Source organism: Marinobacter sp. EVN1 (assembly GCF_000475375.1).
GTDB classification, from domain to species: Bacteria; Pseudomonadota; Gammaproteobacteria; order Pseudomonadales; family Oleiphilaceae; genus Marinobacter; species Marinobacter nauticus.
On record NZ_AXCB01000019.1, the window covers coordinates 47,792 to 74,073 of the forward strand.

The following is a 26,282-nucleotide window of genomic DNA, read 5'->3' on the forward strand; positions in this document are numbered from 1 at the left end:
CCGGTCAGGCAAACGCCAGGTTGTTCCTACCGCTGGTTTTCACGGAATACATGGCCTTGTCGGCGGTGGCCAGTAGAAGCTCAGCGGTCTGGCCGTTGTCCGGGTACAAGGCGATTCCCACCGAGGCACCAATGTGCACAGTCTGGCCCTGAATGTGAAACGGCTCATTCAGCACCTGGATCATTTTGCGAGCAATGGGTTGGGCATCGGCATCGTTGGTCAATGGCCCGGTTATGATCACGAACTCATCCCCACCCCGGCGCCCCACCACATCATTGGCCCGAATACTGTGCTTGAGCCTTCTCGCGACATTCCGTAGCAGCTCATCGCCAGCTTGGTGGCCCATGGTGTCGTTTACCGGTTTGAATTTGTCCAGATCCAGGAACATCAGGGCGAAGTGATGATGCTGGCGCCGTGCCTGCTCGATGGCTTGTTCCAGGTGGGTTTCCAGGGCCGTGCGATTTGGCAGGCCAGTGAGTTTGTCGAAATGTGCCAGCCGGAACATCTGCTTTTCTGCCTGTACCCGTGCGGTAATATCGCTGAAGGTCAGGATCAGTTGCTGGATTTGTCCCTGGGCATTGCGTACCGGCGAAACCGTCAGCAGGTTGGGGAACGGATCATTATCGGGCCCGGTCAGCCAGACCTCGCCTTGCCAGGCATTTTCCGCGACAAGATGCCGGTGGATTTCTTCCCGGTCTATCTCCTTGCATCTGTCACTGTCGATAAATGCCATCAGGTTTGTATTGCGAAGTGTCTTCGTTGTTGCGCCGGTAATCTCGTTGAAGGCCGGGTTAGCACGAATAACCTGTAAACCGGTGTCACAAATCACGATGGCTTCGTGGGTGTGGTTAAAGACCTGCTGGGCCAGCCGAAGCTCATCGGTAGACCGGGCAATCTGGGAGGCCTGGTTGACCAGTGCATGCACAATCGGCATCAGTGAACGCCAGACCATTGTGCCGGCAAGGGCGGAGAGCATGAGTATCAGCACAACACTGATAACAATGTCTTCGATCACTTTACCGAACACACTGGAAGTCCTGGCATTCATATGGATTTCCCAGCCATATCCTTCCACTAGTCTTATGAATGCCAGCACACGGGTGCCGTCTGGAAGCGAAGCCCGGAAAAAGTCGAGGTCTGGTTTGTAATCGATACCTTCCTGTTCGGCCAGGCAACCATTGGGTGTTGTCAATTGAAACTGATGACTGCGCTCGGTCCAGATCAGTCGCCGCGTTCTCTCGACATCAAGCAGGCACAGACTGGAGTCCGCATCCACGCGAAAGATGGGAATCAGTGAGGAGAGTTCGAACAGCAGAAGATCATAGCCTACGATCTGTTCATCCACGCGTATCGCAGCGATGACGTGCAGTAACGGCCTCGCTTCGTTATTTACCCCTACCGGGTAGGACTGGATATCAAGCCCGGATGGCATAGGCAGGTCAGCGGGAAGTTGATCGTCCAGAGGCCCGACGCGCACAACTTCGGCGCCACTGGCATCAAACCGGACGATGGCGGCAAGGTTGTCGATGTTTTTTGCGGCATCGTCAAGCCTGGGGCGAGAAAAGGTCCGCAAGTCAGCGAGTGCCAGGTTTCCCCTGTTGTATTCGACCATAACCCGCGCGAGCTCAGAGCGACTGGCGGTTTGTCGCGCCAGATCCTGATGCTGATCGAATACCGCCCGAACGCTCTCGGCCTTGGCATCGGCCACCAGGCTCGCAGTGTCTGCGGCCTGGGTATGGATCTGATTGATCAGGGGGGTGGAGACCACCACGGCAATACTGATTCCAGTGAGAACAACTGCAACGATGGCAGTGGTGATAATGCGGCGTTTCTGCTCGAAGATATCCATAGGTGCCGTTGGACGAAAGCGAGGTTATAAGGACATGGTATCCGTTTTTTGCAACGGGTATACCCACCTAGAGTTGTTTTCTGTAACCGATGTTGACATGTGTCAGCCTTCATGTTTGAGATTTTCCATGTAGACTGAGGTTTTTATAGCAGGAGTACTGAATGACAGAGCCCGCACTGTTCCAGTCCCGGCCCAGACGGCGACTATTGTGGCTGGCGCTTTTCACGTTGGTGGTGGCCGTTCTGGTGTCAGTACGCTTGCAACCGCAACCGGTTGAAGAACGGCTTGTGCGCCTGCATGCCCAGAATGAATTCGGTACGGAATCACCGCTGCTGGGCGAAGCCTTGGCTCTGCAGGCGCTCCTGCTGGATTACCGGGACGACCGCCTGCTGTTGCTGAAAGCTCAGGCCGCGTTGCAGGTATACCCCGAGTGGACCAGGTTTGTAATGGATCTGTTTGGTGAAGAACCGGAATTTCGGCAGGCCCTGCGAGCCCATGGCGAGTATCTGATGCCTCCTGTGATGCATTTTTATCAGAATCCGGTTGGCTCGATTGAGATGATGAACCGGGTTGCCGGCACCGGTAAAGTCCTGACGCCGGAACAGCGTGCCTGGTATGCCGTCAACTTCGCCAATAAAGAAGGGCAGGATTTCACGGGCCAGTTCGTGGTGGGGGCCGATGGCAATAACATAGAGTGGATCTGGACGGAGCGGATTACAGAGGGCATTACGCAGTTCTTCACCAGTGGCATCCGGACCCTGGAATCCCGGTACCGTACCGGTCAGCCGATCCGCATGGAAGATGTCGGCTGGGCCGCCGTAGACGCGCTGATTATTGGCAGTGCGGTGAAATTCCTGAAAGCCGGTCGGGCGGCAGCAGGTACTGCAAGAGCCTCGAGTGTCACCGCCCGTTCCGCGGCCTATTCTTCCCGCCTCGCGCGGGCCGGGCGAATGGCTTCGGTCATGGTTAGCAACGCAAAGTGGCCCGCTGCGGTGGCTCTGGTCTATGTCGTTGTCAAACACCCCGCCTTACTGAACGACGTATTCGCCGGCGCTGCCCGGGTACTGGGCGTGCCGGCCTGGATGGTGCAGATACCAGGATGGTTCCTGGTACTGCTGCCACTGCTGTTGCTTACGCGCTGGCTACTGGCCACCGTGCTCTGGTTGCTACCAATAACGTGGCTCCGGGGGCGGAGGCTCAGATAGTGCGCACTAACCGGACGTTCCGGTTTTTCAGAACCGTCGTGGCCTCCTTGAGTTGCTCAGAACTGGAGGCATGCACGGTCAGTACATACTTGCCCTCCTTTAGAGCCGACTGCGCTTTGGCAACATAGGGTGTGTGGTCCGGCCGGAGCGTAACGCCTCCAGCCACCAACAGGCCAAGTATCAGGCCGAGCGCCGCAAGAACGGCTGCGGCAACCACGCCATTCTGGGCAATAAACCCCACGCCGATAGCGCTCAGTATCAGGAACACAATAAAGCCTGCGACTGCACCGCCGATACCGAGCCAGAGATGCGAACGCACCAGCGTTTGCCATATGCCCTGATTCTCTGGCTCCAGCTCTTCACCCGGGTGTTGGTCCTGGGGGCTTACAACAATGACTTGCTCGTGATCCAGACTGGTTTCCTGCGACAGCACCCTTGCAACGCCGTTGGCATCGGTTTCTGTCTCGAATATTGCGGCTACTTTATGGGCTTCCTGTTCGCCGGTAATACTCACTGAGGGTTTCATGGAAAGACCTCCTGAGTGTTTCGCCGAGGACCAGATCCTCGTCAAAACATAGCGGCTTCATCAGTAACCCTAGTACACCTGAACCTGTATTTCGAATGACCGTATGGCAACAAACCGATCGGGAATCGCCCGCCATCCCCCAAATTACCAGGCCAGCCAGATTGTGTGACGGGCGCCTTTACCCGGACGAAGGGCTCTCACAACAACGGGTTCCACCGAAAAGCCAGCGCGCCGCAAGCGTTCGGTAAAGGCCTGTTCCGGACCGGCCGACCAGTAGGCGAGAATGCCGTCGTTGCTCAGGGATTTCTGGGCGGCGGCGATGCCTTCTGGAGAGTAGATCCAGTTGTTTTCTTTACGGGTAAGACCTTCCGGACCGTTATCCACATCCAGCAAGATGGCGTCCCAGTTGCCATCGCCCTGCCGCAAAAGTTCTGCCACATCGCCAATGTGAACGGCGGCCCGGGGATCGTCCAGAGGGTAGCTGGCGGCTGCGCCCAATGGTCCGCGATTCCAGGTTTCTACCTCGGGAACCAGCTCTGCCACCGTCACCTGAGCCTGATCGCCTGTAGCCGAAAGCGCTGCCGCCAGGGTAAAGCCCATACCCAGCCCGCCAATCAGGATCCGTGGCGCGGGCAGATGGCTCAGGCGTTCACAGGCGAGGGTGGCGAGTGCATCCTCCGAACCATGTAAGCGGCTGTTCATCAGTTCACCCGGGGCGCCGGCAATCTTGATGGAAAACTCGTCATTACGTTGCAGCAGTCGCAAGCAGGTGCCGTTGCCGGGGATGGTTGCGGTGCCAATTTCGTTAAAGCGAGCCATGGTTGGTTTCCGGTAGTGTGGGCAGGCGGACATTCTAACCTGTTGATACAGCCTTCGGCGAAAACCGTATCAATCAGTTGCTGCTAAACTGCAGCAATCAATCCGTCCGGCGCAAAGCCCGCCGAATAGTAATGACGGAACCGAAACCGTTGGAGGCAGACTTGGAACGAGTGCAAAAGGTAGTCCTGGTGACAGGAGGCGCGAAGGGAATTGGCCGAGGCATAGTGCTGCACCTGGCGGCGGCGGGCTGGAAAGTGGCATTCTGTGATACTGACCAAGCCGTAGGTGAACAGTTGGTTGCCAACGCAGAGGGTGAAGTCGTGTTTCTGGCAGGCGACGTTGCCAGCGAAGCGGATGTTGAGAATATCATTTCCCAAACGGTGCACTGGGGTGGTGGCCTGAATGCCGTTATTAACAACGCTGGCATTGCGGACCCTCATACCGGCCCGATAGAACAACTGGGCCTTGAACAGTGGCAGCGTCGAATGGATGTCAATCTGACCGGGCCGTTTCTGGTGAGCAAACATGCGATACCGCATCTCCGGAAGGCGAGGGGCGTGATTGTGAATATGGCCTCCACACGGGCCCTTCAATCAGAGCCGGATACTGAAGCCTACGCCGCCACCAAGGGCGGCCTTGTGGCACTGACCCATGCGTTGGCCATTAGCCTGGGACCAGAAATACGGGTGAACTGTATCAGCCCGGGCTGGATAGATACCCGTGACTGGCAGGGAAGCGAGCAGGCTGTCGAGCCTCTGTCAGAAGCGGATCACCAGCAGCATCCGGCCGGCCGCGTTGGCAGGCCCGAAGACATCGCTACACTGGTGGCTTACCTGATTTCCTCCGAGGCTGGCTTCGTCACCGGGCAGAATTTTGTGGTGGACGGAGGCATGACGCGCAAGATGATTTATCAGGAGTGAGTGCTGACCGATAGCCTTGACTACACTGCAACAGAGGTCCATTTGGGCCGGCCGTAAGGAGGTAGCGCATGAAGATTGGTGTACCGAAGGAGATCAAGAACCGCGAATATCGGGTTGGTTTGACGCCAGCGGCGGTTCATGAATTGTGTGGCCATAAACACAAGGTTTTGGTCGAAACTGGTGCAGGTGTCGCCATCGGCTTTTCCGATGAGGATTATCGGCAGGCAGGGGCACACATTGTGGAAAGCCCCAGGGAAGTTTTCGAGCTGGCCGAGCTTATCGTGAAGGTCAAGGAGCCCCAGTCTGAAGAGCGGGCGATGCTGAAGCCGGAGCACACCCTTTTCACCTATCTGCATCTGGCGCCGGACAAACCCCAGACTGACGATCTGGTGCGCTCTGGGGCCACGTGTATCGCGTACGAAACCGTGACTGACCGTACCGGCCATTTGCCCTTGTTGGCACCCATGTCGGAAGTGGCCGGACGAATGGCCATTCAGGCGGGGGCTCACTGCCTGGAAAAGGCCATGGGAGGTCGTGGCGTGTTATTGGGAGGTGTGCCCGGTGTCCCACCGGCGCGAGTAACGGTGGTTGGCGGGGGCGTGGTTGGTCAGAATGCCATTGCCATGGCCATCGGTATGGGAGCCCAGGTGACAGTGCTGGATCGTAACATGGACGTGCTCAGGGAACTCGACCATCGGTATGGGAATCGTCTGACCACCTTATTTTCAACTACTCAGACGCTTGACCAGGCGGTCACTGAATCCGATCTGGTTATTGGCAGCGTGCTTATTCCGGGTGCATCGGCTCCGAAACTCATTACCCGGGATATGATTCGCCGGATGCCCGAGGGCAGCGTGATTGTTGATGTGGCCATTGATCAGGGAGGTTGTGCTGAAACCTCACGGGCAACCACGCACGATGATCCCACCTTCATTGTTGATGGCGTTGTGCATTACTGTGTTGCCAACATGCCCGGCGCCGTCGCGCGCACATCCACGCTGGCCTTGAACAACGTGACCTTGCCTTATGTTGTTGCGCTGGCCAACAAGGGGGCTGACCGGGCAATGAAGGAAGACCCGCACCTGAAGGCCGGTCTCAATGTCGCTGCGGGGAAAGTCACCTATCGGGAAGTCGCAGACGCTACCGGGCACCCCTATACAGACCCCGAATCCTTGCTGGGGTCCTGACCCTGGCTCCCTGGAGGTATCATGAAACTGATTGGATCTATCACGTCGCCTTATGTACGCCGCATTCGGCTCCTGCTGAGCGATGAACCATACGAGTTCATCAATCTCGATATTTATGGGGAAGACCGTGATGAGCTGCGGCGTACTAATCCCACCCTGAAAATCCCGGTACTGATTGATGGCGATCAGGAACTCTATGACTCACGGGTTATTGCCCGATATCTTGGTCAGAAGCTTGGGCTTGACGCTCTCACCTGGGACCAGGAGAACCAGTTAACGCTGATTGATGGCGCCAATGATTCTGCGGTAACCATGCTGCTTTCTGAGCGGTCCGGAATCGATACCAGCCAGGATGCGATGTTCTACAACCTTCAGCGCGAACGTATCATGGCAACGCTGCGAACTCTGTCTGCCATGGTGGAAGCGGGGCAGTTTAAGCAGTGGAACTATCCTGCCATCTGTCTCTATTGTCTGGTGGACTGGCTGGATTTCCGTGACCTGGTGGATTTTTCCGGGGTCGATAGCCTGTTGGCTTTCCGGGATGCTCACGCAGACAACTCGTGGGTTTCGGTAACCGATCCGCGCAAATAAGGTTCCTCCACGCCCGGCACTTAATCTGTGTTTTTCGCCCCTCCGTCAAAGCCATTCTGCATAGGCGAGGGGCTCGGGCATCAAGTAAGCGTTTCAGCAACTGGTCGTATTATGCGCTAGGGTAGGTGGTGACTCTTCGCATGCTTCGGCAGATAAGGAGGAACGCTTTGAGTAACTTTCTATCGCTATGGAATGAAGCGGCAACCACGAGCCTGGGCTTTTTCTGGATGGCGCTTTGGGCATTTATTCTGGGTTACGTCATAAGCAGTCTGATTCAGGTTCTGGTTACCCGCAGGAAGATGCAGCAGGCCATGGGGGAGGATGGACCGCGCAGTATCGCGCTCGGCACGTTTTTTGGTTTCATTTCCAGTTCTTGCAGCTTCTCCGCACTCGCCACCACCCGTGCAATCTTCAATAAGGGCGCCGGTCTGGCGCCGTCTCTGGCGTTTATGCTGGCCTCCACAAATCTGGTGATTGAGCTCGGTATCGTGATCGCGGTTTTTCTGGGTTGGCAATTTGTGGTTGGCGAGTATGTGGGTGGTGTACTCCTGATTCTTGTAACCTGGCTGCTGATCCGACTTACCCGGCCGCGCCGGCTTGAAGCACAGGCTCGCCGAAAGATGGATGACGGCGACGGGGACGACGGCAGCTCTGACAAAAGCTGGAAGGAAAAAATAACCAGTAAGGAAGGATGGCAGGCGATCGCCCAGACCTATGTGATGGAGTGGCAAATGGTCTGGAAAGATGTCCTTATTGGCTTCACCGTAGCCGGTATCATCTCCGCCATGGTGCCTCAGAGTTTCTTTGAAGCTCTCTTTATCGGCGCCGGTGGCGAGAACGCGGCCAACCCTGGCTTCCTCGCCGTACTATCGCAGACACTGGTTGGACCAATTGCAGCCTTTTTCACCTTCATCGGTTCCATGGGGAATATTCCTCTTGCGGCCGTGTTGTTTGCTCAGGGAGTGAGTTTTGCGGGCGTCATGGCCTTCATCTTTTCCGATCTGGTTGTGCTGCCAGTGCTTAGAATCAACGCCTCCTATTATGGCTGGAAGATGGCTCTGTACATCCTCGCACTGATGCTGGTCGGCATTGTGACTGTGTCATTGCTGATGCACTACAGCCTGGCCCTGCTGGGCATGTTGCCGGACTTCAGTGGCCAGACCTCAATGGGAGAGCGGGAGTTCTTCAAGTGGAATTACCAGGCTGTCTTGAACATCCTGTTTCTGACCGCCACAGCGATACTGCTATGGTTCTGGCGACAAGGGCAGAAGCAGCATTCACATGACCACCACCATCATGATCACGATCATGGCGGATCTTCGCTGACAGATAAGGTGCTGAGCGTTCTGGTAGTGGTTGCGCTGCTATGGCTCGCAGGCGGGGTTGTGGTGCCCCTGTTCTGACGGGGCCATTTGGTGGCGGCCTTTATGGTACCCCCGGCAGGACTCGAACCTGCTACCTTCCCCTTAGGAGGGGGACGCTCTATCCAGATGAGCTACGGGGGCATCGTAAAGGAGGCGGTATGATAACGGCCTGAGGCAGCGGGCTCAAGGCCGTCATTTTTCATTTGTTCACACTGTCTTGCCGTTTCCGGGTAGATCACGTGGGTAGTCGCTGACTATCATAGGCTCGGCCTGTTTTCAGGCAGGGGATGGCGCGGAGCCGTCGGATCAAGTACCGGATAAAAAGGAAATCTGCATGAAGTTCTACAAGTTGCTTGCGCTGTTGCTGGTAGTGTCTTTCTCCCAGACCAGTCTGGCTCAGAGTTTTGGTGGCTTTGACTCCTACGGCGAGGGCACGAAATCCCTGCTGACTACCGTTGTGAAACAGCTGGGTGTCAGTGATCCCGACAACAGTGTGAAGGTCAAGGTATTTGACACCATTGACGTTGCTCTGGAAGGCAACTGGTACTCCTACTGGGTTGGCATGAACGACCTGGCCAGCTCTAAATACCAGGATGGCGCCGAGAAAGGCTTTGTGCAGGTGATGTTGCCCACCAACGACTCGGGCATCTGGATTCTGACGTTCAACAAGGCAAAGGATATTCCCCAGATTATTGTCTCCATGGCCCAGATTCGTCATGGCAGCCAGGATGGAGCCTTGTCTGTGTATAACGAGAAGAAAAACGACACCGAGAACTACGAAGTAAAGAATGAAAGCGACAAGTTTGCTTTTATTCAAGAGAAGGGCAAGGTGGCATTCAGCATTCTGAATGTGGGGACCGGCACTGGGTCTGTGGTGTATTTCAATCAGTTTGCGGTGGATCTGTAACCGGCTTCGTTGACCCGACAACCTGCCCGGCAGGCGAATGATCGCCGGGCAGGTTCGTAGTATCTCTCGTCAATCCTTCGGTACAGGGCCCAGGTCCCGCAGGGTCTGAAGGATCGCCTCATCATTCACGGCATCGCCTCCGGTGGTGACCAGCAGAGCCCGTTGTCGTTCAAGCATGGCCTGTTCGAAGGTCTCTTTCAGTTCCTCCAGCGATACGTTCCGAATAGCGTCGGCCAGGGCTTGTCGGCTGTTAAACTCGGCATTTTCCCGGTCGATCTCCCGCCAGTATCGGCTGGAGACTTCGCTCAGTTGCCGGTCACGCTCCAGCAGTTGGCTGATCACCGCCTGTTTTTCCCGCTTAAGCCGGGTGTCATCCATCTCCGCCAGTTGTTGCGCAAAGGTTTGGCTGAATTCCTTGACGGCCGAGTCGATGGCAGATGCATCAGCGGATGGGGATTGCACAACCAGCCCGAGCGCCGGCGTTTCCAGAATCTCGAACGCGGTCGCGTAGACGATGTATCCGAGCTGGCGCGTGGTCCGGATTTCCTCATAGAACGGGCTACTGATGATTTGTGCCAGCAACCGATACCGGGCTCGCTCCGCGTAGGAAGTGTTGTTGCCCTGCAGGTATAAGGTGTAACCGGTATCGGGGTGCTCAACCGCCAGATGCGCGGCGGTCTGGCTCGGAGGCAGCTGGCGAATTCGCGCCCGATCCACGTTGGTACGCTGGTGATCGTTCAGCACCAGAGCCTGTACCTGTCTGGCCATATTCAGGGCACTGGCCTGTGTCAGGTTGCCATGGGCGAGCATGACGGGATCAGTGCGGGCGAGGAAGCTGCCGGCAAACCCCCTCAGCTCATTCAGTGTGACGTCGCGCGCAGCGGCCAGGCGTTCCTCCACGGGAAACGTGCCTTCCAGCAAGGCGGTTTGGACAAATTCCGAGGTCTGCTGCACCGGCCGTTCTTTGCTCTTGTTTTCCAGAGCATCCATCAGGTTCTGTCGCGCGATCCTGAATCGCTGTTCGGTAAGGGCGGGATTGGCGAACTCCAGCAGTATCTGGTTAGCCAGCTTGTGCAGCTTGTCGCTGTAGCCGCCGACACGGATGGTAACACCACGAAGATGGGGGTAGACGCTGTAGTCCAGCCCGGCCAGCCGGGCAGAATAGGCCCAGGCGTTGAGGTTGGTGTTAATGGCGTCCACCAGCAGTTGTGTGAGCACTGAACTCCGGGCGGATTCCCGTGCTGCCGGCGTTCTCAGGCTGACAAACAGATTGGCTTTCGGAGTGGCGAAACGGGTATCCCGGGCGTACCAGATATCCAGTCCGTCCAGTTCGGCAATTTTCTCCGGGTGAGCCATGCTATCCCCCCCCACCAGTTCGAGATCTTCTGGAACAAAGGGGTTGGATTCGGGCAGGGCAAGCTGTTCAGCCAGGCTGGGAGCTGCCGGATTATCGAGGTTCAGGGGTGTCCTGACCCAGGGCGTCTGATACCACCGCGTGAGGTTCGGCTCGCTCGCGTCCAGGTTGGGCGCAGCAATCCAGACTTTAAGGTTGGCTGGTTTCAGCTGATTGAGGATCGCCCTGTATTGCTCTGGGGCATACCGCTCAAGCAGCCAGGGGGCGCTTAGAACATCTTCAGGCGGATAGTCCTTGAGGAGTCTGGACAGTCGCATGGCCTCGCTTTGCGCTTCAGCGCGTTCCCGGAAACGGAAATCAATCATGGCCAGCTGTCGCATCTCGTTGAAGCGTTGCTGGCTGATGCCGTTGTCACGAATACGATCTATATATTCAAAGGTGAGGGCAATGATCTCATCCTGGTGTTCCAGGCCTTCCCGGGTGAGCGACATGCTGATGTCGAGAGTGGCGTGTTCGCCGGTGTCCATCCCTGTGCCTGCGGAAAGGCTTTCTACCATGCCTGCGCGTTTCAGAACGTCAAACAGGCTGCCGGGGCCTTCGTGGCCCAGCAGGTTGGCAACGTAGGCTGCGGGTTTGCTTTTATAGTAACGCTGCTGAGAGGGGATCGGGAAAGACAGCGTCATGCTGCGATTGTCTTTCAGCGTCTCGGCTGTCACTTTCTCTGGCAACCGGGAGGTGTCGTACAGCGGGTGAGGGTGAACCTTGGGTTCAAGGTTACGGTTGGCGATGGCGCCAAAGCGCTCCTGCACCATGCGTTCCAGCTCATCCAGCGGCTGTGGGCCGTAGACTGCCAGGGTCATGATGTTCGCCGAATAGTTTTCTTCCCAGAAACGAATCAGGTCAGGCCGAAGCGGGTTGCCTTCGGTATTTTCCAGGGTCTCCAGGTTGCCGACCGCAAACTGGCTGAAGGCATGCTTCTGATTGCCCGCCGCCTTCCTGACAGAAAGCAGGCGCCGGCCGTCATCTTTAAGCTTGGAACTGTACTCGGAGTGGACGGCATTGCGCTCACGATCCACCAGTTCCGGCGTGAACAGCGGATGAGAAAACTGCTGGGCGAACCGATCCAGCGCCGGCTCCAGAAACTCGGCTTCGACATCAAAGAAATAGTTGGTGTCTTCAAACGCCGTAAATGCGTTATGACTGCCGCCGTGGCTGCGAATAAACTGCTGGTATTCGCCTGCCTCCGGGTACTTCTCGGTGCCCAAAAACAGCATGTGCTCGAGAAAGTGCGCCAGGCCTGCCCGCTCTTTCGGGTCGTTACCGCTGCCCACGGCAACGTTCATGGAGGCGGCGGCTTTGTCGGTTTCCGGGTCCGAAGCGAGGATCACCCGTAAGCCATTGTCGAGTTCGATGAACCGGTACTGGTTCGGATCGTTGGGACTCTGGGTGGGTGACACACTGGCTGCCGCCAGCGGTGCCAGTAACACGGTGACAATCAGCAACAGCATCTGCAGCAGTGCGTAGCGAGATCGAACAGGTAACGGATGTTTCGAAGTCATGGGGCCTCGGGTTCCGGAATGGCGTTCAGGTCGGAAAAGGGATCAGTGCATCTGGTTGTTTTTGGCGCTGTCAGGCTTCTGTTCTATGGTTTGGCGCGCGAGTTTGGCCGCCTGGTCAGCGTCGAGTTCACCAGAGGCGATCCGCTCCAGCACCGTCGCCATGATCGCAACGGACTGTCGATAATCGGCAAACTCGGCCTGAAACGCCTTGTCGATTGCCTGGTATACGGCCTGGATCTTGTCTTCCCGGGAACCACTGTCGGCGGCGGTGTCGTTGATGGCCTTCAGGCAGGCACGGGCGATGGCAATATAGCGTTCGGTGTTCGGATTGTTTTTCGGCATGGCAGTTTCTTTTAAACCTTGATGTCTGGCTCGGTTAGTGACGCCGGATGGCGCTGGAAGTTCCCGATTATGTCATTGGTAAGAACCTCTTGCATTGCCTGGTCGTAATTAAATGACCCAATGCGGTGGTCGCGGTTTCTTGTGCTAATCTCAATCACATTGTGTCGATAAACCGGACAGGGAGTGAGGTGGAGTTGGCTGCTTTTAGAGTAATGACTCTAACAAAAACAATGGGTTACAGAGTAAAAACTCTAAAAAAGTTCGATACATGAGGGTTGCAATTAAGTAGAATTGCCGACCGATGGAATCAGCTACGACTTTAGTCGTATCTGTGTCGGTTAAAGACAAAAAACACAACAGGCAGAATGGAGTACCTATGAATTATTTCCTGACAGGCGGCACCGGTTTTATCGGTCGTTTTCTGGTTGAGAAACTCTTGGCGCGCGGCGGCACCGTGTATGTTCTGGTTCGCGAGCAGTCCCAGGACAAGCTGGAGCGGCTCCGGGAGCGCTGGGGTGCAGACGACAAGCAAGTGAAGGCTGTGATCGGCGACCTCACCAGCAAAAACCTTGGTATTGACGCGAAAACGCTGAAATCACTGAAAGGAAATATCGACCACGTATTCCATCTTGCCGCGGTCTACGACATGGGCGCAGACGAAGAAGCCCAGGCCGCCACCAATATCGAAGGCACCAGGGCGGCTGTTCAGGCTGCAGAAGCCATGGGTGCCAAGCATTTCCATCACGTGTCATCCATCGCGGCAGCGGGTCTGTTCAAGGGTATCTTCCGGGAGGATATGTTCGAAGAAGCCGAGAAGCTTGATCATCCTTACCTGCGCACCAAACACGAATCCGAAAAAGTTGTGCGTGAAGAGTGCAAGGTTCCGTTCCGCATCTACCGCCCTGGCATGGTCATTGGCCATTCGGAAACCGGCGAAATGGACAAGGTTGACGGGCCTTATTACTTCTTCAAGATGATTCAGAAGATCCGTCATGCGTTGCCCCAGTGGGTACCCACCATCGGTATTGAAGGTGGCCGGCTGAACATTGTGCCGGTGGATTTCGTGGTAGATGCACTGGATCACATTGCCCATCTGGAAGGCGAAGATGGCAACTGTTTCCATCTGGTGGACTCCGATCCGTATAAGGTGGGTGAGATCCTCAATATTTTCTGCGAGGCCGGCCATGCCCCCCGCATGGGTATGCGCATCGATTCCCGGATGTTCGGTTTTATTCCGCCGTTTATTCGCCAGAGCATCAAGAATCTGCCTCCGGTCAAGCGCATTACTGGTGCGCTTCTGGATGACATGGGCATTCCGCCCTCGGTGATGTCCTTCATTAATTACCCGACCCGTTTTGATACCCGGGAGCTGGAGCGGGTTCTGAAGGGCACAGACATTGAGGTGCCGCGTCTGCCGTCCTATGCCCCGGTGATCTGGGACTACTGGGAGCGCAATCTTGACCCGGATCTGTTCAAGGACCGCACCCTCAAGGGCACGGTTGAAGGTAAGGTTTGCGTGGTCACCGGCGCAACTTCGGGTATTGGCCTGGCAACGGCAGAGAAACTGGCAGAGGCCGGTGCCATTCTGGTCATTGGTGCGCGCACCAAGGAAACTCTGGATGAAGTGGCGGCCAGTCTGGAGGCCAAGGGTGGCAACGTGCATGCGTACCAGTGCGACTTTTCGGACATGGACGACTGCGACCGCTTTGTGAAGACCGTGCTCGACAATCACGGCCACGTGGATGTACTGGTGAATAACGCGGGTCGCTCCATCCGCCGCTCGCTGGCGTTGTCTTTTGACCGGTTCCACGATTTTGAGCGGACCATGCAGCTGAACTACTTTGGCTCCGTTCGGCTGATCATGGGCTTTGCGCCAGCCATGCTGGAGCGTCGCCGCGGGCACGTGGTGAATATTTCTTCCATCGGGGTACTTACCAACGCTCCGCGTTTCTCGGCCTATGTCGCCTCGAAATCCGCACTGGACGCGTTCAGCCGCTGTGCCGCTGCGGAATGGTCGGATCGCAACGTGACCTTCACCACCATCAACATGCCGCTGGTGAAAACGCCGATGATCGCGCCCACCAAGATCTACGATTCCGTGCCGACGCTGACACCGGATGAAGCCGCGCAGATGGTGGCGGATGCGATTGTGTACCGGCCCAAGCGCATTGCCACCCGTCTTGGCGTGTTCGCGCAGGTTCTGCATGCGCTGGCACCGAAGATGGGTGAGATCATTATGAACACTGGCTACCGGATGTTCCCGGATTCTCCAGCAGCCGCTGGCAGCAAGTCCGGCGAAAAGCCGAAAGTCTCTACCGAGCAGGTAGCCTTTGCGGCGATTATGCGGGGGATATACTGGTAATCGTCGTTATAAGCCAAAAAAACCCGCCTCGGCGGGTTTTTTCGTTTCAGGTTGGAGATTTCATTCCTGGGGTTCTTCTGCAATTTCGATTGGCGGCGGCGGAAACCCGCCCAGTTCACGCCAGCGATTGACGATGCCGCAGAACAGGTCTGCTGTCTTTTCCGCGTCGTAGGCGGCCGAGTGGGCTTCCTTGTTGCTGAACGGAATGCCCGCCAGTTTACAGGCCTGTGCCAGTACGGTGTGGCCGTAGGCGAGGCCCGCCAGGGTTGCGGTGTCAAACGTCGAGAATGGGTGGAACGGGTTGCGCTTGATATCGGCCCGCAGCGCCGCCGCGAAGACAAAGTTATGGTCAAACGTGGCATTGTGGCCCACCAGGACCGCTCGCTTGCAGTCGTGTTCTTTTACCGCCTTGCGGATGGGAGAAAAAATCTCGCTCAGGCCTTCCCGTTCCGGTACCGCCTCCCGTTCCGGATTCCAGGGATCGATACCGGTGAAATCCAGGGCCGACTGCTCCAGATTGGCGCCTTCGAACGGGTCGATCTGCTGCACGTGGGTTTCGCCCCGGCGCAGCCAGCCATCCTCATCCATGGTCAGCATTACGGCAGCGATTTCCAGCAGAGCATCACGTTCCGGGTTGAAGCCGGCGGTTTCCACGTCGACCACCACCGGCAGAAAGCCGCGAAAGCGCTGGGACATGGGGTGGGGCTGTTTGTTTTCGTCTGACACTCGAACTCCGATGTTCGTGGTAGTGAATGAATAGGGTTTACGCCAGGCGCCAGTTAACGGTTTCGCCAGCCTTCAACGGAACAATTCCGCCGCTGGCCAGAGGCAGGTTCTCCGGCATGGTCCAGGGTTCCCGCACCAGCGTCACGGTGTCGGTGTTCCGGGGCAGGCCATAGAAATCGGCGCCGTTGAAGCTGGCAAAGGCTTCCAGCTTGTCCAGAATGCCCAGTTCCTCGAAGATATCGGCATACAGGCCGATGGCGCCGTAGGCGGAGTAACAGCCAGCACAGCCGCAGGCGGCTTCCTTCTTGTCTTTCGCGTGTGGGGCAGAATCCGTGCCCAGGAAGAAGCGGGGATCGCCGCTGGCCACGACCTCTCTTAGCGCTTCCTGATGCTTGTTGCGCTTGAGGATGGGCAGGCAGTAAAGGTGTGGGCGAATACCGCCGACCAGCATGTGATTGCGGTTATACATCAGATGCTGCGGTGTGAGAGTTGCCCCTAGGTTATTGCCCTGATGGTTACGGACAAACTCGGCCGAATCGGCAGTGGTGATATGCTCAAGAACCACCCGGAGCGACGGGAACGCAGTCAGCGTGGGCGCCAGAACCCGCTCCAGAAACACCTTTTCCCGATCGAAAATATCGATGTCGCTGTCGGTCACCTCGCCGTGTACCAGCAACAGCATGCCGCAATCCGCCATCGCCTCCAGCACCGGGTAGATATTGCGAATGTCCGTTACGCCGGAGGCAGAGTTGGTGGTGGCGCCAGCCGGGTACAGTTTCGCTGCCACTACGCCGGCGGCTTTGGCTTCACGAATGGTCTCGGCGGTGGTGCTCTCGGTCAGATACAGGGTCATCAGGGGCTGGAAGTCCGTTCCCCGGGCCGCGGCCAGAATGCGATCCCTGTACGCCATGGCTGCGCTGGCATCGGTTACCGGCGGCACCAGGTTAGGCATGATGATAGCGCGGCCGAAGCAGGCGGCGGTGGCGGGCACCACATCGTTCAGAATGTCGCCGTCGCGCACGTGCAGGTGCCAGTCGTCCGGGCGTGTGATGGTTATCTGTCGGGTCATGAGAAGGTATCCGAAAGCGAGCGCAAAATTTCGCGGATTATATCAGAAGCGAAAAGCAGATGTTTTTAACCTGATCGTAAGTTATCCGGCTCAAGTTCCCGGTCGGGTCGCCGTTAACCGGTTAGTTCACTGGTTTAAAGGCTCCACGGGGCATTCCTATGGTTTCACCCAATTGGTTCTTCAGGCAGAGCAGATTGCTGAAATTGCTGGCGACGGCAGGGTTGATGTCATTGCCCTCTGCGCCTGTGCTGTCATCCAGTTATGGTGCCGGTATTGAAAACAGCCAGTGGTATCTCTCCGAGTCGGTCTTTGAGTGTTCCCTTGTCCATGAGGTTCCTGGCTTTGGCCGCGCCGTGCTCAGGCACCGGGCAGGGGAAGACCTGCGTTTCTATCTCGAATCGGATCTGAGTGTGATGCGCCCCGGCCAGGGCCAGTTAGTGGTTGAAGCGCCGCCCTGGCGGCCAGGAGTTCCACCGAGCCCCATTGGTGCTGTGCAGGTAACGGATAGTCCGCGCTCGGTGAACCTGGGGAATCGGGAAGCGGTGTTGATTGCCCAGGGGTTGTCCCGAGGTATGCAGCCGACAGTAACCCGAGCCGCGGTATACAGCGGCCAGCCCGTGCGGGTGCAGTTGTCGAATGTGAATTTTTCCGGCCCGTACGCCGGCTATCGTGAATGCGTTGCCAGTCTGCTGCCGGTTAACTTCGACCAGGTTCGGCGCAGCCGGGTTCCGTTTGCCAGCGGGAGTACCAGCCTGTCACAGGCAGACATGAACTTGCTCGACAATATTGTGACCTACGTGATGGCCGACAGCACGGTAGAAAGAATCTTCGTGGACGGCCATTCCGACAGTATTGGTAGCCGGATTGATAACCGCGCGCTGTCGGAGGAAAGAGCCAACGTGGTGGCCGAGTATCTCAAATCCAGGGGAATCGATGAGACTATGCTGACGGTCCGGGCCCACGGTGATCAGTATCCGGTTTCCCGCCGGCCGGCTGATAACCGCCGCACCACCATTCGTTTGCAACGCCAGGGTGAGCGCCCGGAACTGCTGCAGGCTAACGGTATGGGGAGCGAGTTTTCGGGATAGCCGGAACACGCCATCCCGAGTTTCAATATACTGCGTTCAGGACTTCCAGGTGCGCGGCCACACCCTCTGCCAGGGCTTTCAGGTGATACCCGCCTTCCAGCGTGGAGATGATGCGGTCGTTGGAGTGGTCATGGGCGACACTCACCAGCATTTCCGTTAACCATCGATAATCCTCGGTTTCCAGATTCAGCTCCGCCATGGGGTCCAGCCGATGCCCGTCAAAGCCTGCCGAGATCAACACCAGTTGCGGACGAAAATCCTGCAGTTTCTTGAGCCAGGCGGCTTCAACCGTCTTGCGGTACTCAGCCGCTGAACAGTCGGCTGCAATCGGCGCATTGACAATATTGTCGGCCTGCCGGTGCACGTGGGAATGCGGATAAAACGGATGCTGAAAGCTGGAACACATCAGTATGCGTTCATCACCACTGACAATATCTACCGTGCCGTTACCCTGATGCACATCGAAATCGACAATGGCCACCCGCTCAAGGTGATGGAAGGTGAGCGCCCGCATCGCCGCCAGGGCGATATTGTTATAGAAACAGAACCCCATCGACTTGGCACGTTCGGCGTGGTGTCCCGGTGGCCGGGCGCAGACAAAGGCGTTGGTTACCTGGCTGCTCATCACCATATCGACAGCCTGCACATTGCCCCCCGCGGCCAGCTTCGCCGCTCTCAGGGTGTCCGGCATCATCGCGGTGTCCGGGTCGGTGAACACCCGGCCCCGGGTTGGCTGCATCAGGTCCAACTGGTGCAGATAGCTTTCCGGATGCACGGTCAGCAGTTGGTCCCGGGTGATTTCTTCCGGACGAACCCAGTCCAGTTCCTGTTGCAGGTTGGTATCCGCGAGGTAGGCGAGAATGCTTGAAAGACGCTCAGGGCTTTCCGGGTGCTCCGGGCCCATGTTGTGTTTCTTGCAGTCGTCGTGGGAAAAAAATGCCGTGGTCATGGGTAATGCCTGAACCTGAATATGCTTATTATCGCTTTCATGTTATCAGGGATAACCGAAGCCTGTCGTATTTCTTTGGTCTAATAACTCGTTAGTCGATTTACATCATGAAATCGCCACCTAAGATAAGGTATACACTGATAAGCAAGCCGTTTTATTGAAGTTTGTACATTCCTGTCGCGCACACCACTGGGAGAGCCGCGTTGAGTACCCGCTATCTGGAAAGCCTGTTCAATCCTGAATCCATTGCCGTTATTGGCGCCTCGGAACGCGCTGACAACCTCGGGGGTATGGTGTTGCGGAACCTGCTGGGCGGCGGCTATCCGGGCCGGCTCGTGGTGGTCAACCAGAGCGACTACGAAAACGTGCACGGGGTGCCCTGTGTGCGCAAAGTGTCCAAACTGGATTTCAGTCCGGACCTCGCGATCATCTGTACCCCGCCGGACACGGTGCCGAAAATGATCCGCAAGCTGGGTGAATGTGGCGTGCGTACCGCCATTGTAATGACCGGGGGCATGTCCCGGACTCACAGTAAAACCGGCCAGCCATTGATGTATTCAGTACGCGATGCCGCCCGGGAGACCGGCATCCGCGTGCTGGGTCCCAACACCATCGGTTTGATGGTGCCGGCGCGGCATCTGAACGCCACCTATGCCCATATGGGGGCCATTCCCGGCCGCGTTGCCTTCGTGGGGCAGTCCGGCACCATTGCCAGTTCGGTGCTGGACTGGGCTTTTGCCAGGGGGGTGGGCTTCTCTTACTTCCTGACCCTGGGTGATGGCATGGACATCGATCACGACGACCTGATCGACTATCTGGCCCAGGACACCCAGACCCGGGCGATTCTTCTGCACATTGAAAACATCCCCAATCCCAGGCGTTTCATGTCAGCGGTGCGGGTGGCCTCCCGAACCAAGCCTGTGATTGCGGTGAAATCCGGACGGGTGCCCGAATCCGAGTGGTTTACCCATGCCTTGCCCGCTGGTATCAAACGCAGCGACCCGGTCTACGATGCCATGCTTCAGCGCGCCGGTGTGTTGAGGGTGGACGGGCTTGGCCAGATGTTTGATGCCCTGGAAACCCTGACCCGGATGCGCCCGCTGCGTCGGGAATCCCTGGCCATCATGGCCAACGGCGTGGGCCCCGGCGTATTGGCAGTGGATCGGCTGGCGGATCTCGGCGGTGAACTGGCGGAGCTGTCGGAAGATACGGTCAGGGAACTGGGAGAACTGTTGCCGCCGTACTGGACCCGCAAGAACCCCATTGACCTTAACTATGATGCCACGCCCGAGCTCTATGGCAAGGCCATCAAGATTCTGGCGAAGGACCCGAACGTGGCTAACGTGCTGGTGATGTACGCACCCACACTGATCGAAGACAGCCTGCAGATTGCCGATTCCGTGGTGCAGGCGTCCAAGGGCACCCGCCTGAACATCTTTACCTGCTGGTTGGGGCAGAGCACGGTGATGGATTCCCGGGAAGAGTTTTACCGGGCTGGGCTGCCATCGTTCTTTAACCCGGAAAAAGCGGTGATGGCGTTCATGCAGCATGTTCGGCATCAGCGCATTCAGCGGCTGCTGACCGAGACGCCCGAATCGTTTACAGACCACTTCGCCGACCGGGCCAACACCCGCAAACTGGTCGCCAGGGCCTTGCGGGATGGCCGGCGGCATCTGTCCAACCGGGAAGCCCGGCGGGTGATTTGCGACTATGGCATCAATACCATTGAAACCGTCTACTGTGATGACGTGGAAGAGGTGCTGGAGGTCTTCGCAGTCGAGCGCCGCCCCATTGATGTAACTGTTATCCACGAAGATGTGTGTTATCCGTTCCTGGATCTGAGCCCGACCCAGCGCCGCTATAAGGGCACGGTCAAAAAGCTCAACAGCGAACAGGTGATCATCGACAGCTGCCGCTTCCTGATGGACGAATATCGGGAGCATTTCCCGAAAAGCGGGTTCCTGGGTTTTGCCGTCCAGCGTTCCTACCAGCATGTTGGCGGCATCGAGTTCAGTGTGGGGATCACTCGTGATGAGGTGTTCGGGCCGCTGGTGGTTTGCGGGGCAGCCGGTGCCCAGATCAATATCATGACCGATCGCCAGATTGCGTTGCCGCCCCTGAACATGGTGCTGGCCCGCGAGCTGCTGCGGCGTACTTACATGTACAAACTGCTTAAAGAACACAGCCTGAAGCCGGAAGAGGATATCCGGGCGGTGTCCGAAACCCTGGTGACGCTGTCACAGATTGTGATCGATATACCAGAGATCAAGGGCCTGGAAATCTCGCCATTGCTATTCAATGAGCAGGGCGCCGTTGCTGTAAACATCGCCATTGACCTGGATGAACATCCGATCAAGCCCATTATCCAGCCCTACCCGCGAGAGCTGGAGGAGTGGCTGGTATTGCCCAAATCCGGTCGCCGCGTGATTATTCGCCCGGTGCTGGCGGAGGATGAGCCTGCTCATCGGCTGTTTCACGAGCATCAGTCTCCGGAATCCATCCGTTACCGATTCTTCCAGTACCGCAAGCATTTTTCCCGGGAAGACGTGGCCCAGATGGTGCAAATCGACTATGACCGGGAAATGGTGTTCATCGCCAATGCGCCCCGTGAAGATGGTGAAGGCGAAGAGACCCTGGGTACGGTGCGTACCTGGACCGATGCCGACAATCTGCGTTGCGAGTTCGCCGTCATGGTAGATGACCGGATGAAAGGCGAAGGCCTGGGCGTGGCCCTTATGCAGAAGATGATTGATTATTGCCGTGCCCGGGGCACCATGGAAATGATCGGCAATGTTTTGCCGGACAACCGGCCGATGTTGCAGCTGGCCGAGCATCTGGGGTTCGAAATCAAATACAACCCGGAGGAAGAAGTGATGGATCTGCGGCTGGTATTGAACGAGCCGCAGAAAGACTGGCAGAAGGAACGGCTCGGCAAAGGGGGGCATCTGTAGCCCCCCGTTCCTTTACTCCTCGACGATGGCGGAGCGATCTTCTCCGCCCAGGGCTTCCAGCAGCCCGGGAATCAGCCGTGACAGCTCCAGAGTCATGATGGTGAAAGCTGCATCAAACTTGGCCAGGGCGTCGTCGACATCGACGTCGTCCAGTTGCTCTTGCAGGGTTTCACCGAATTTCAGCCGGCGTATGCCCAGCTCTTCGTCCAGTACGAACGAGACATTGTCGTCCCAGGTCAGGGCCAGCTTGGTCACCTGCATGCCAGCTTCCAGGTGGTTGCGGATCTCGTCGGCTCTGAGATCAAGGCCTTTACAGCGTACCACGCCGCCATCTTCTGACGGGTCTTTCAGTTCGCATTCGCTGCCCAGGGTAATGTTGGCAGGGTGATCAATGCTTTCGTTCAGCCAGCCGGTGAAGGTGAAGGCGGGGGATTGCTCAACCGCCGGCGGGCGCACAGGCAGTGATCCCAGGCTCTTGCGCAGGGTGGAGGCTAGATCTTCGGCCTGTTTCGCAGAGCCGGCATCAACCACCAGCACGCCGTCCTGAGGGGCCAGGTAAGCAAAGCATCGGCGGTTGCGTGAAAACGCCTGGGGCAGCATTTCCAGCATCACCTGTTCTTTCAGTTCGTCTTTTTCCTTCCGGCGCACCTTTCGGCCCTGCTCCAGCTCAATGGCTTCGGCACGCTCTTCCACAGCTTCCTTCACCACCGGCCCGGGCAGGATCTTCTCTTCTTTTCTCAGGGCAATCAGGTGATAACCGTTGGCGCTGTGCACCAGTTGGTCGCCATGCTTACCCAGGGGCGGAACCCAGCCCTGGCGATTGGTTTCCTGAGGACCACAGGGTTTGAATGCGTCCGCCTGGAGTTTCTCTTCCAGCGCTTCTGCGGAAATATCGAAAGGTTTGGTGAAACGGAAAACACGGGCATTACGAAACCACATGGGTCTGAATCCTTGCGTCAGGTCGGAGCTTGTCGAATCGAAAAAAGGGGAAGGGATGATACGGCTACCAGGCGGTAGCCGTAAAGTGACGGCAGGCCGGTCAGATCTGCATAACCTCCACCAGCACGGTTTTCACGATAAAGCCGACAACACCGGCGCCAAGCACGGTGAACAGGGCGATGGTGCCGAATTTGCCGGCCTGGGATTTCTTGGCCAGATCCCAAACAATGAAGCCCATCCAGGCAATAAGGCCGGTCAGAAACACCAGCATGGCGATCTGGGAAAATACTGCTTCGTTCATTGCTACTCCGATATCAACAGATGTCTGAAGGTGTTAAACACAGGTCGGAAAACCGCCTGACTACTGCTCGTCCCGCAGGAAAACCCAGTTGTTGTTATCGGATTGGTCTTCGCTGAAATAGTACCCCTCCAGGTTGAAGCCTTTGAGATCATCAGCCTGGGTAATTCGATTCTGGATGGCGTAACGGCACATCAGCCCCCGGGCTTTCTTGGCGTAGAAGCTGATCATCTTGTACTGGCCGTTTTTCCAGTCCTTGAACTGGGGGGTAACGAGGCGGGCGTCCAGGTGTTTTTTCTGCACGCTCTTGAAGTATTCGTTGGAGGCCAGATTCACCAGCACCTTGTCGTCGCTGGCCAGGAGCTGGTTCAGGGCATCGGTAATCTTGCTGCCCCAGAACGCGTACAGGTCTTTGCCCCGGGTATTTTCAAACCGGGTGCCCATTTCCAGTCGGTAGGGCTGCATCAGGTCCAGCGGTTTCAGCAGTCCGTAGAGGCCGGAGAGAATCCGCAGGTGTTTCTGGGCAAAACTGAAATCCTCACTACTGAAACTCTCGGCATCCAGACCGGTATAGACGTCGCCCTTGAACGCCAGAACGGCCTGCCGGGCATTATCCGGCGTAAACGGTGTGTGCCAGCTCTGGAAGCGCTCGGCGTTCAGTTGCCCGAGTTTGTCGCTGATGCTCATCAGGTTGCTGACCTGATGTGGTTCCAGCTCCTTGAGCTGGTCAATCAGTTCACAGGCATCGTCCAGGAAGTCCGGTTGGGTATGGGTTTCCGTTGCCAGGGGGCTCTCATAATCCAGAGTCTTGGCAGGGGAGATGATCATCAGCATGTCGGAGGATCCTCATTGCAGAAACGTGAGTAACTGGTCCCTGGTGAACGGCCAGTCCAGCTCCGCCCCGGTGTCGTTGCGGCGCAGCACCGGGATGCGGGTGCCGTAGCGCTCCACCAGGGCTTCGGACTGGGCAATGTCCACCACATCCACCGGAATGGGCTCGGGCATCGGGGTGCTGACCAGCAGCGCCTCTGCCAGTTCGCACAAATGGCACTGGGTTGTGGTGTAAAAAAGCAGTTCCATTATTTTTTCGGCTGCGCGTCAATTTGCTGGCCATGAACGCCTTTGCTGTCCCGGCCCATCAGATACAGGTAAACGGGCATCAGCTGCTCCGGGTCCGGGTTTTTCTTCGGATCTTCCGCCGGGTAGGCCAGCACCCGCATGCCTGTGCGAGTCGCGCCCGGGTTCAGGCTGTTTACCCGGATATTGTGGCGCTCGTCGTCCAGTTCGTCGGCGAGTAACTGGGCCAGGCCCTCAACGGCAAACTTGGAGACGGCGTAGGCGCCCCAGTATGCCCGTGCCTGCCGACCAACGCCGGAAGAGGTAAAGATCATGGAGGCGTCATCGGATTTGCGCAGCAGCGGAATCATCGCCCGGCTCAGCAGGAATGGCGCTGTGGCATTCACGTGCATGACCTTGTTCCAGGTTTCCGGATCGTACAGCTCAACCGGGCTGCGAGCACCCAGAATTCCGGCATTGTGCAGGAGGCCATCCAGGCGACCGAAATTGTCTTCCAGGGTCATGGCCAGCTCTTCATAATCCTTGACCGCCGCCCCTTCAAAGTTCATAGGCACGATGGCAGGTTTGGGGTGGCCAGCGGCTTCAATCTCGTCGTAGACTTCCTCCAGCCGCGAGACCGTACGCCCAACCAGTATGACGGTGGCGCCATGGGCAGCATAGGCTTTGGCGGCAGCGCGTCCGATACCACTGCCGGCACCGGTTACCATGACAATGCGGTCTTTCAGAAGATCGGCGGGTGCCTGGTAATCTTGCATAACCTGTCTCCGTAAATCAGGCCGGACCGGGCCTTGGCCAGCCCGGTCGAAAATAATTGGGCGCTATTGTAACAGCTTTGTCAGGTCGCTGACGGTATCGGCGATGCGGTCGGCTTGCCACAGGTCAACGGTCTCCGGTTGCTCTATGTAGCCGTAACGCACCGCGATGGTGTACATTCCAGCGTTCCGGCCCGCTTCAATGTCCCGTTCATGATCACCGACATAAACAGATTTTATCGGTTCCACCTGAATCTGACGGCAGGCCAGCAGCAGTGACTCCGGGTGCGGCTTGCGTTCAGCCACATGGTCCGGGCAAATCAGGGCGGCACAGCGTTGCGCCAGGCCCAGGGCTTCGATCAGGGGCACTGCGAAGCGTGCGGGCTTGTTGGTGACAATCCCCCAGGGAATGCCCCGGCTCTCAAGGCTGCTCAGCAACTCGTCCATGCCCGGGAACAGGCTGGTTTCAACGGCCACACCGGTTTCATAGAGATCGAGAAAGGCCGTGTGCTTTTCAGGATAACCCTCGTGTTCGGGCTCCAGCCCGAATCCCACCCGAATCATCGCCCGGGCGCCGTTGGAAACCGAGCGCCGGATCTGTTCTGCGGGCAGTGCCGGCATGCCGTGTTGCTGTCGGAGCTGGTTCAGGCAGCGGATGAAATCCGGGGCGGTGTCAATCAGGGTGCCGTCCAGGTCGAAGAGCACCGCCGCCGGTGTCTGCTCAGTCTTCACGGGTATCCCGGGCATGCATCAGGTAATTGACGTCTACATCCCGTCCAAGCTTGTACACCCTAGTGATAGGGTTGTAGGTCATGCCGGTGAGCTCGCGGACTTCCAGCCCGGCATGGCGAAGATGGTCGGACATTTCCGATGGGCGGATAAACTTCTTCCACTCATGGGTGCCCTTGGGCAATAAGTTCAGAACGTATTCGGCACCGACAATGGCAAAGAGGAACGACTTGGGGTTGCGATTGATGGTCGACACGAACAGGTGGCCGCCGGGTTTCAGCATACTGGCGCAGGCTCGAATAACCGATGCCGGGTCGGGTACATGTTCGAGCATTTCCAGACAGGTAACCACGTCATACTGGCCGGCATGTTCAGGATCCCGCGCCAGTTCCTCAATGGTGGTCTGGCGATAGTCCACCTTCACGCCGGACTCCAGGCCATGGAGCTTGGCCACCGACAATGGCGCCTCGCCCATGTCGATACCGGTAACATGGGCGCCCCGAAGTGCCATGCCTTCGGACAGCAGACCGCCGCCGCAGCCAACGTCCAGAGCCCGTTTGCCGGCCAGCGAGACGCGCTCGTCGATGTAATTCAGTCGCAACGGGTTGATGTCGTGCAGGGGTTTGAATTCACTGGTCGGGTCCCACCAGCGGCTGGCGAGCGCCTCGAATTTCGCAATCTCGTTCTGGTCTACGTTCTGGTTGTTCATGTTCGGGGTT

Annotated in this window: 24 protein-coding genes and 1 tRNA gene; 9 read left to right on the forward strand and 16 right to left on the reverse strand. The window is 57.3% G+C overall.

What is annotated here, in order from left to right; genetic code table 11:
- Positions 1-4 precede the first annotated feature (4 nt).
- Positions 5-1,849, reverse strand: coding sequence for a sensor domain-containing diguanylate cyclase (locus Q674_RS30155; RefSeq protein ID WP_023008805.1), 1,845 nt, complete (start codon positions 1,847-1,849; stop codon positions 5-7).
- 161 nt (positions 1,850-2,010) lie between these two features.
- On the opposite strand from Q674_RS30155, the gene Q674_RS30160 reads away from it, so the two are divergent.
- Positions 2,011-3,054, forward strand: coding sequence for a hypothetical protein (locus tag Q674_RS30160; RefSeq protein WP_023008806.1), 1,044 nt, complete (start codon positions 2,011-2,013; stop codon positions 3,052-3,054).
- Here the strand turns inward: Q674_RS30160 and Q674_RS30165 are convergent.
- Together Q674_RS30165 and Q674_RS30170 are read right to left on the reverse strand one after the other, a co-directional pair.
- Entirely contained in the window at positions 3,047-3,580 is a 534-nt protein-coding gene (locus tag Q674_RS30165) for a hypothetical protein (protein ID WP_011785974.1), read from the reverse strand. The two genes, Q674_RS30160 and Q674_RS30165, sit on opposite strands and share 8 nt — an antisense overlap.
- A gap of 144 nt (positions 3,581-3,724) precedes the next feature.
- On the reverse strand, positions 3,725-4,399 hold the full coding sequence (locus Q674_RS30170; protein ID WP_022992884.1) for a spermidine synthase: 675 nt from the start codon (positions 4,397-4,399) through the stop codon (positions 3,725-3,727).
- Between the two features lie 131 nt (positions 4,400-4,530).
- On the opposite strand from Q674_RS30170, the gene Q674_RS30175 reads away from it, so the two are divergent.
- The 4 genes from Q674_RS30175 to Q674_RS30190 all read left to right on the forward strand — a co-directional run bounded on the left by Q674_RS30175 (position 4,531) and on the right by Q674_RS30190 (position 8,500).
- A complete protein-coding gene (locus tag Q674_RS30175; protein ID WP_051993045.1) occupies positions 4,531-5,319 on the forward strand; it encodes an SDR family oxidoreductase in 789 nt (262 codons plus the stop codon).
- Between the two features lie 68 nt (positions 5,320-5,387).
- The gene (gene ald / locus Q674_RS30180; protein ID WP_022992886.1) at positions 5,388-6,506 is read left to right on the forward strand and encodes an alanine dehydrogenase; all 1,119 of its coding nucleotides are present in this window, start codon (positions 5,388-5,390) and stop codon (positions 6,504-6,506) included.
- Positions 6,507-6,527: 21 nt separating this feature from the next.
- Positions 6,528-7,097 carry a glutathione S-transferase family protein gene (locus tag Q674_RS30185; protein ID WP_023008807.1) on the forward strand — a complete coding sequence of 190 codons (570 nt, stop codon included), beginning with the start codon at positions 6,528-6,530 and terminating at the stop codon, positions 7,095-7,097.
- Between the two features lie 167 nt (positions 7,098-7,264).
- Positions 7,265-8,500 carry a permease gene (locus Q674_RS30190; RefSeq protein ID WP_023008808.1) on the forward strand — a complete coding sequence of 412 codons (1,236 nt, stop codon included), beginning with the start codon at positions 7,265-7,267 and terminating at the stop codon, positions 8,498-8,500.
- A gap of 25 nt (positions 8,501-8,525) precedes the next feature.
- On the opposite strand, the gene Q674_RS30195 is transcribed toward Q674_RS30190, so the two are convergent.
- Positions 8,526-8,602: transfer RNA gene (locus Q674_RS30195), tRNA-Arg, on the reverse strand.
- Between the two features lie 193 nt (positions 8,603-8,795).
- Here Q674_RS30195 and Q674_RS30200 point away from each other — a divergent pair.
- Positions 8,796-9,368, forward strand: coding sequence for a hypothetical protein (locus tag Q674_RS30200; protein ID WP_023008809.1), 573 nt, complete (start codon positions 8,796-8,798; stop codon positions 9,366-9,368).
- 69 nt (positions 9,369-9,437) lie between these two features.
- Here the strand turns inward: Q674_RS30200 and Q674_RS30205 are convergent, their stop codons facing one another.
- Both Q674_RS30205 and Q674_RS30210 read right to left on the reverse strand, forming a co-directional pair.
- Positions 9,438-12,281: an insulinase family protein gene (locus tag Q674_RS30205; RefSeq protein WP_023008810.1), complete on the reverse strand. Its 2,844-nt coding sequence runs from the start codon at positions 12,279-12,281 to the stop codon at positions 9,438-9,440.
- A gap of 42 nt (positions 12,282-12,323) precedes the next feature.
- Positions 12,324-12,623 carry a hypothetical protein gene (locus tag Q674_RS30210; RefSeq protein ID WP_011785967.1) on the reverse strand — a complete coding sequence of 100 codons (300 nt, stop codon included), beginning with the start codon at positions 12,621-12,623 and terminating at the stop codon, positions 12,324-12,326.
- Between the two features lie 376 nt (positions 12,624-12,999).
- Between Q674_RS30210 and Q674_RS30215 the strand changes: the two genes are divergently transcribed.
- Positions 13,000-14,985, forward strand: coding sequence for an SDR family oxidoreductase (locus tag Q674_RS30215; RefSeq protein WP_014421967.1), 1,986 nt, complete (start codon positions 13,000-13,002; stop codon positions 14,983-14,985).
- A 60-nt stretch (positions 14,986-15,045) separates the two neighbouring features.
- Here the strand turns inward: Q674_RS30215 and rnt are convergent, their stop codons facing one another.
- The gene (gene rnt / locus Q674_RS30220; protein WP_011785965.1) at positions 15,046-15,711 is read right to left on the reverse strand and encodes a ribonuclease T; all 666 of its coding nucleotides are present in this window, start codon (positions 15,709-15,711) and stop codon (positions 15,046-15,048) included.
- Between the two features lie 37 nt (positions 15,712-15,748).
- The gene (gene pyrC, locus Q674_RS30225) at positions 15,749-16,780 is read right to left on the reverse strand and encodes a dihydroorotase (protein ID WP_023008811.1); all 1,032 of its coding nucleotides are present in this window, start codon (positions 16,778-16,780) and stop codon (positions 15,749-15,751) included.
- A 158-nt stretch (positions 16,781-16,938) separates the two neighbouring features.
- Here pyrC and Q674_RS30230 point away from each other — a divergent pair, with 158 nt between their 5' ends.
- Positions 16,939-17,868 (forward strand): flagellar protein MotY, encoded by a 930-nt coding sequence (locus Q674_RS30230; RefSeq protein ID WP_011785963.1) that lies wholly within the window; start codon positions 16,939-16,941, stop codon positions 17,866-17,868.
- A 22-nt stretch (positions 17,869-17,890) separates the two neighbouring features.
- Here the strand turns inward: Q674_RS30230 and Q674_RS30235 are convergent, their stop codons facing one another.
- A complete protein-coding gene (locus Q674_RS30235; protein ID WP_022992893.1) occupies positions 17,891-18,817 on the reverse strand; it encodes a histone deacetylase family protein in 927 nt (308 codons plus the stop codon).
- A gap of 203 nt (positions 18,818-19,020) precedes the next feature.
- On the opposite strand from Q674_RS30235, the gene Q674_RS30240 reads away from it, so the two are divergent.
- Positions 19,021-21,768 carry a GNAT family N-acetyltransferase gene (locus Q674_RS30240; RefSeq protein ID WP_014421963.1) on the forward strand — a complete coding sequence of 916 codons (2,748 nt, stop codon included), beginning with the start codon at positions 19,021-19,023 and terminating at the stop codon, positions 21,766-21,768.
- A gap of 12 nt (positions 21,769-21,780) precedes the next feature.
- Here Q674_RS30240 and rdgC read toward each other — a convergent pair whose 3' ends face one another.
- The 7 genes from rdgC to ubiG form a co-directional block, all read right to left on the reverse strand.
- Positions 21,781-22,707, reverse strand: coding sequence for a recombination-associated protein RdgC (rdgC, locus tag Q674_RS30245; RefSeq protein WP_014421962.1), 927 nt, complete (start codon positions 22,705-22,707; stop codon positions 21,781-21,783).
- Positions 22,708-22,807: 100 nt separating this feature from the next.
- Positions 22,808-23,008 (reverse strand): DUF2788 domain-containing protein, encoded by a 201-nt coding sequence (locus Q674_RS30250; protein ID WP_011785959.1) that lies wholly within the window; start codon positions 23,006-23,008, stop codon positions 22,808-22,810.
- A 60-nt stretch (positions 23,009-23,068) separates the two neighbouring features.
- Entirely contained in the window at positions 23,069-23,839 is a 771-nt protein-coding gene (gene yaaA, locus Q674_RS30255; protein WP_023008812.1) for a peroxide stress protein YaaA, read from the reverse strand.
- A gap of 12 nt (positions 23,840-23,851) precedes the next feature.
- Positions 23,852-24,085 (reverse strand): glutaredoxin family protein, encoded by a 234-nt coding sequence (locus Q674_RS30260; protein ID WP_011785957.1) that lies wholly within the window; start codon positions 24,083-24,085, stop codon positions 23,852-23,854.
- Positions 24,085-24,837, reverse strand: coding sequence for a YciK family oxidoreductase (locus tag Q674_RS30265; RefSeq protein WP_023008813.1), 753 nt, complete (start codon positions 24,835-24,837; stop codon positions 24,085-24,087). The genes Q674_RS30260 and Q674_RS30265 overlap by 1 nt, the downstream gene beginning before the upstream one ends.
- Positions 24,838-24,900: 63 nt before the next feature.
- Positions 24,901-25,566 carry a phosphoglycolate phosphatase gene (gene gph, locus Q674_RS30270; RefSeq protein WP_023008814.1) on the reverse strand — a complete coding sequence of 222 codons (666 nt, stop codon included), beginning with the start codon at positions 25,564-25,566 and terminating at the stop codon, positions 24,901-24,903.
- Positions 25,556-26,272, reverse strand: a complete 717-nt coding sequence (ubiG, locus tag Q674_RS30275; RefSeq protein ID WP_023008815.1) for a bifunctional 2-polyprenyl-6-hydroxyphenol methylase/3-demethylubiquinol 3-O-methyltransferase UbiG — start codon at positions 26,270-26,272, stop codon at positions 25,556-25,558. The genes gph and ubiG overlap by 11 nt, the downstream gene beginning before the upstream one ends.
- Positions 26,273-26,282: the final 10 nt, after the last annotated feature.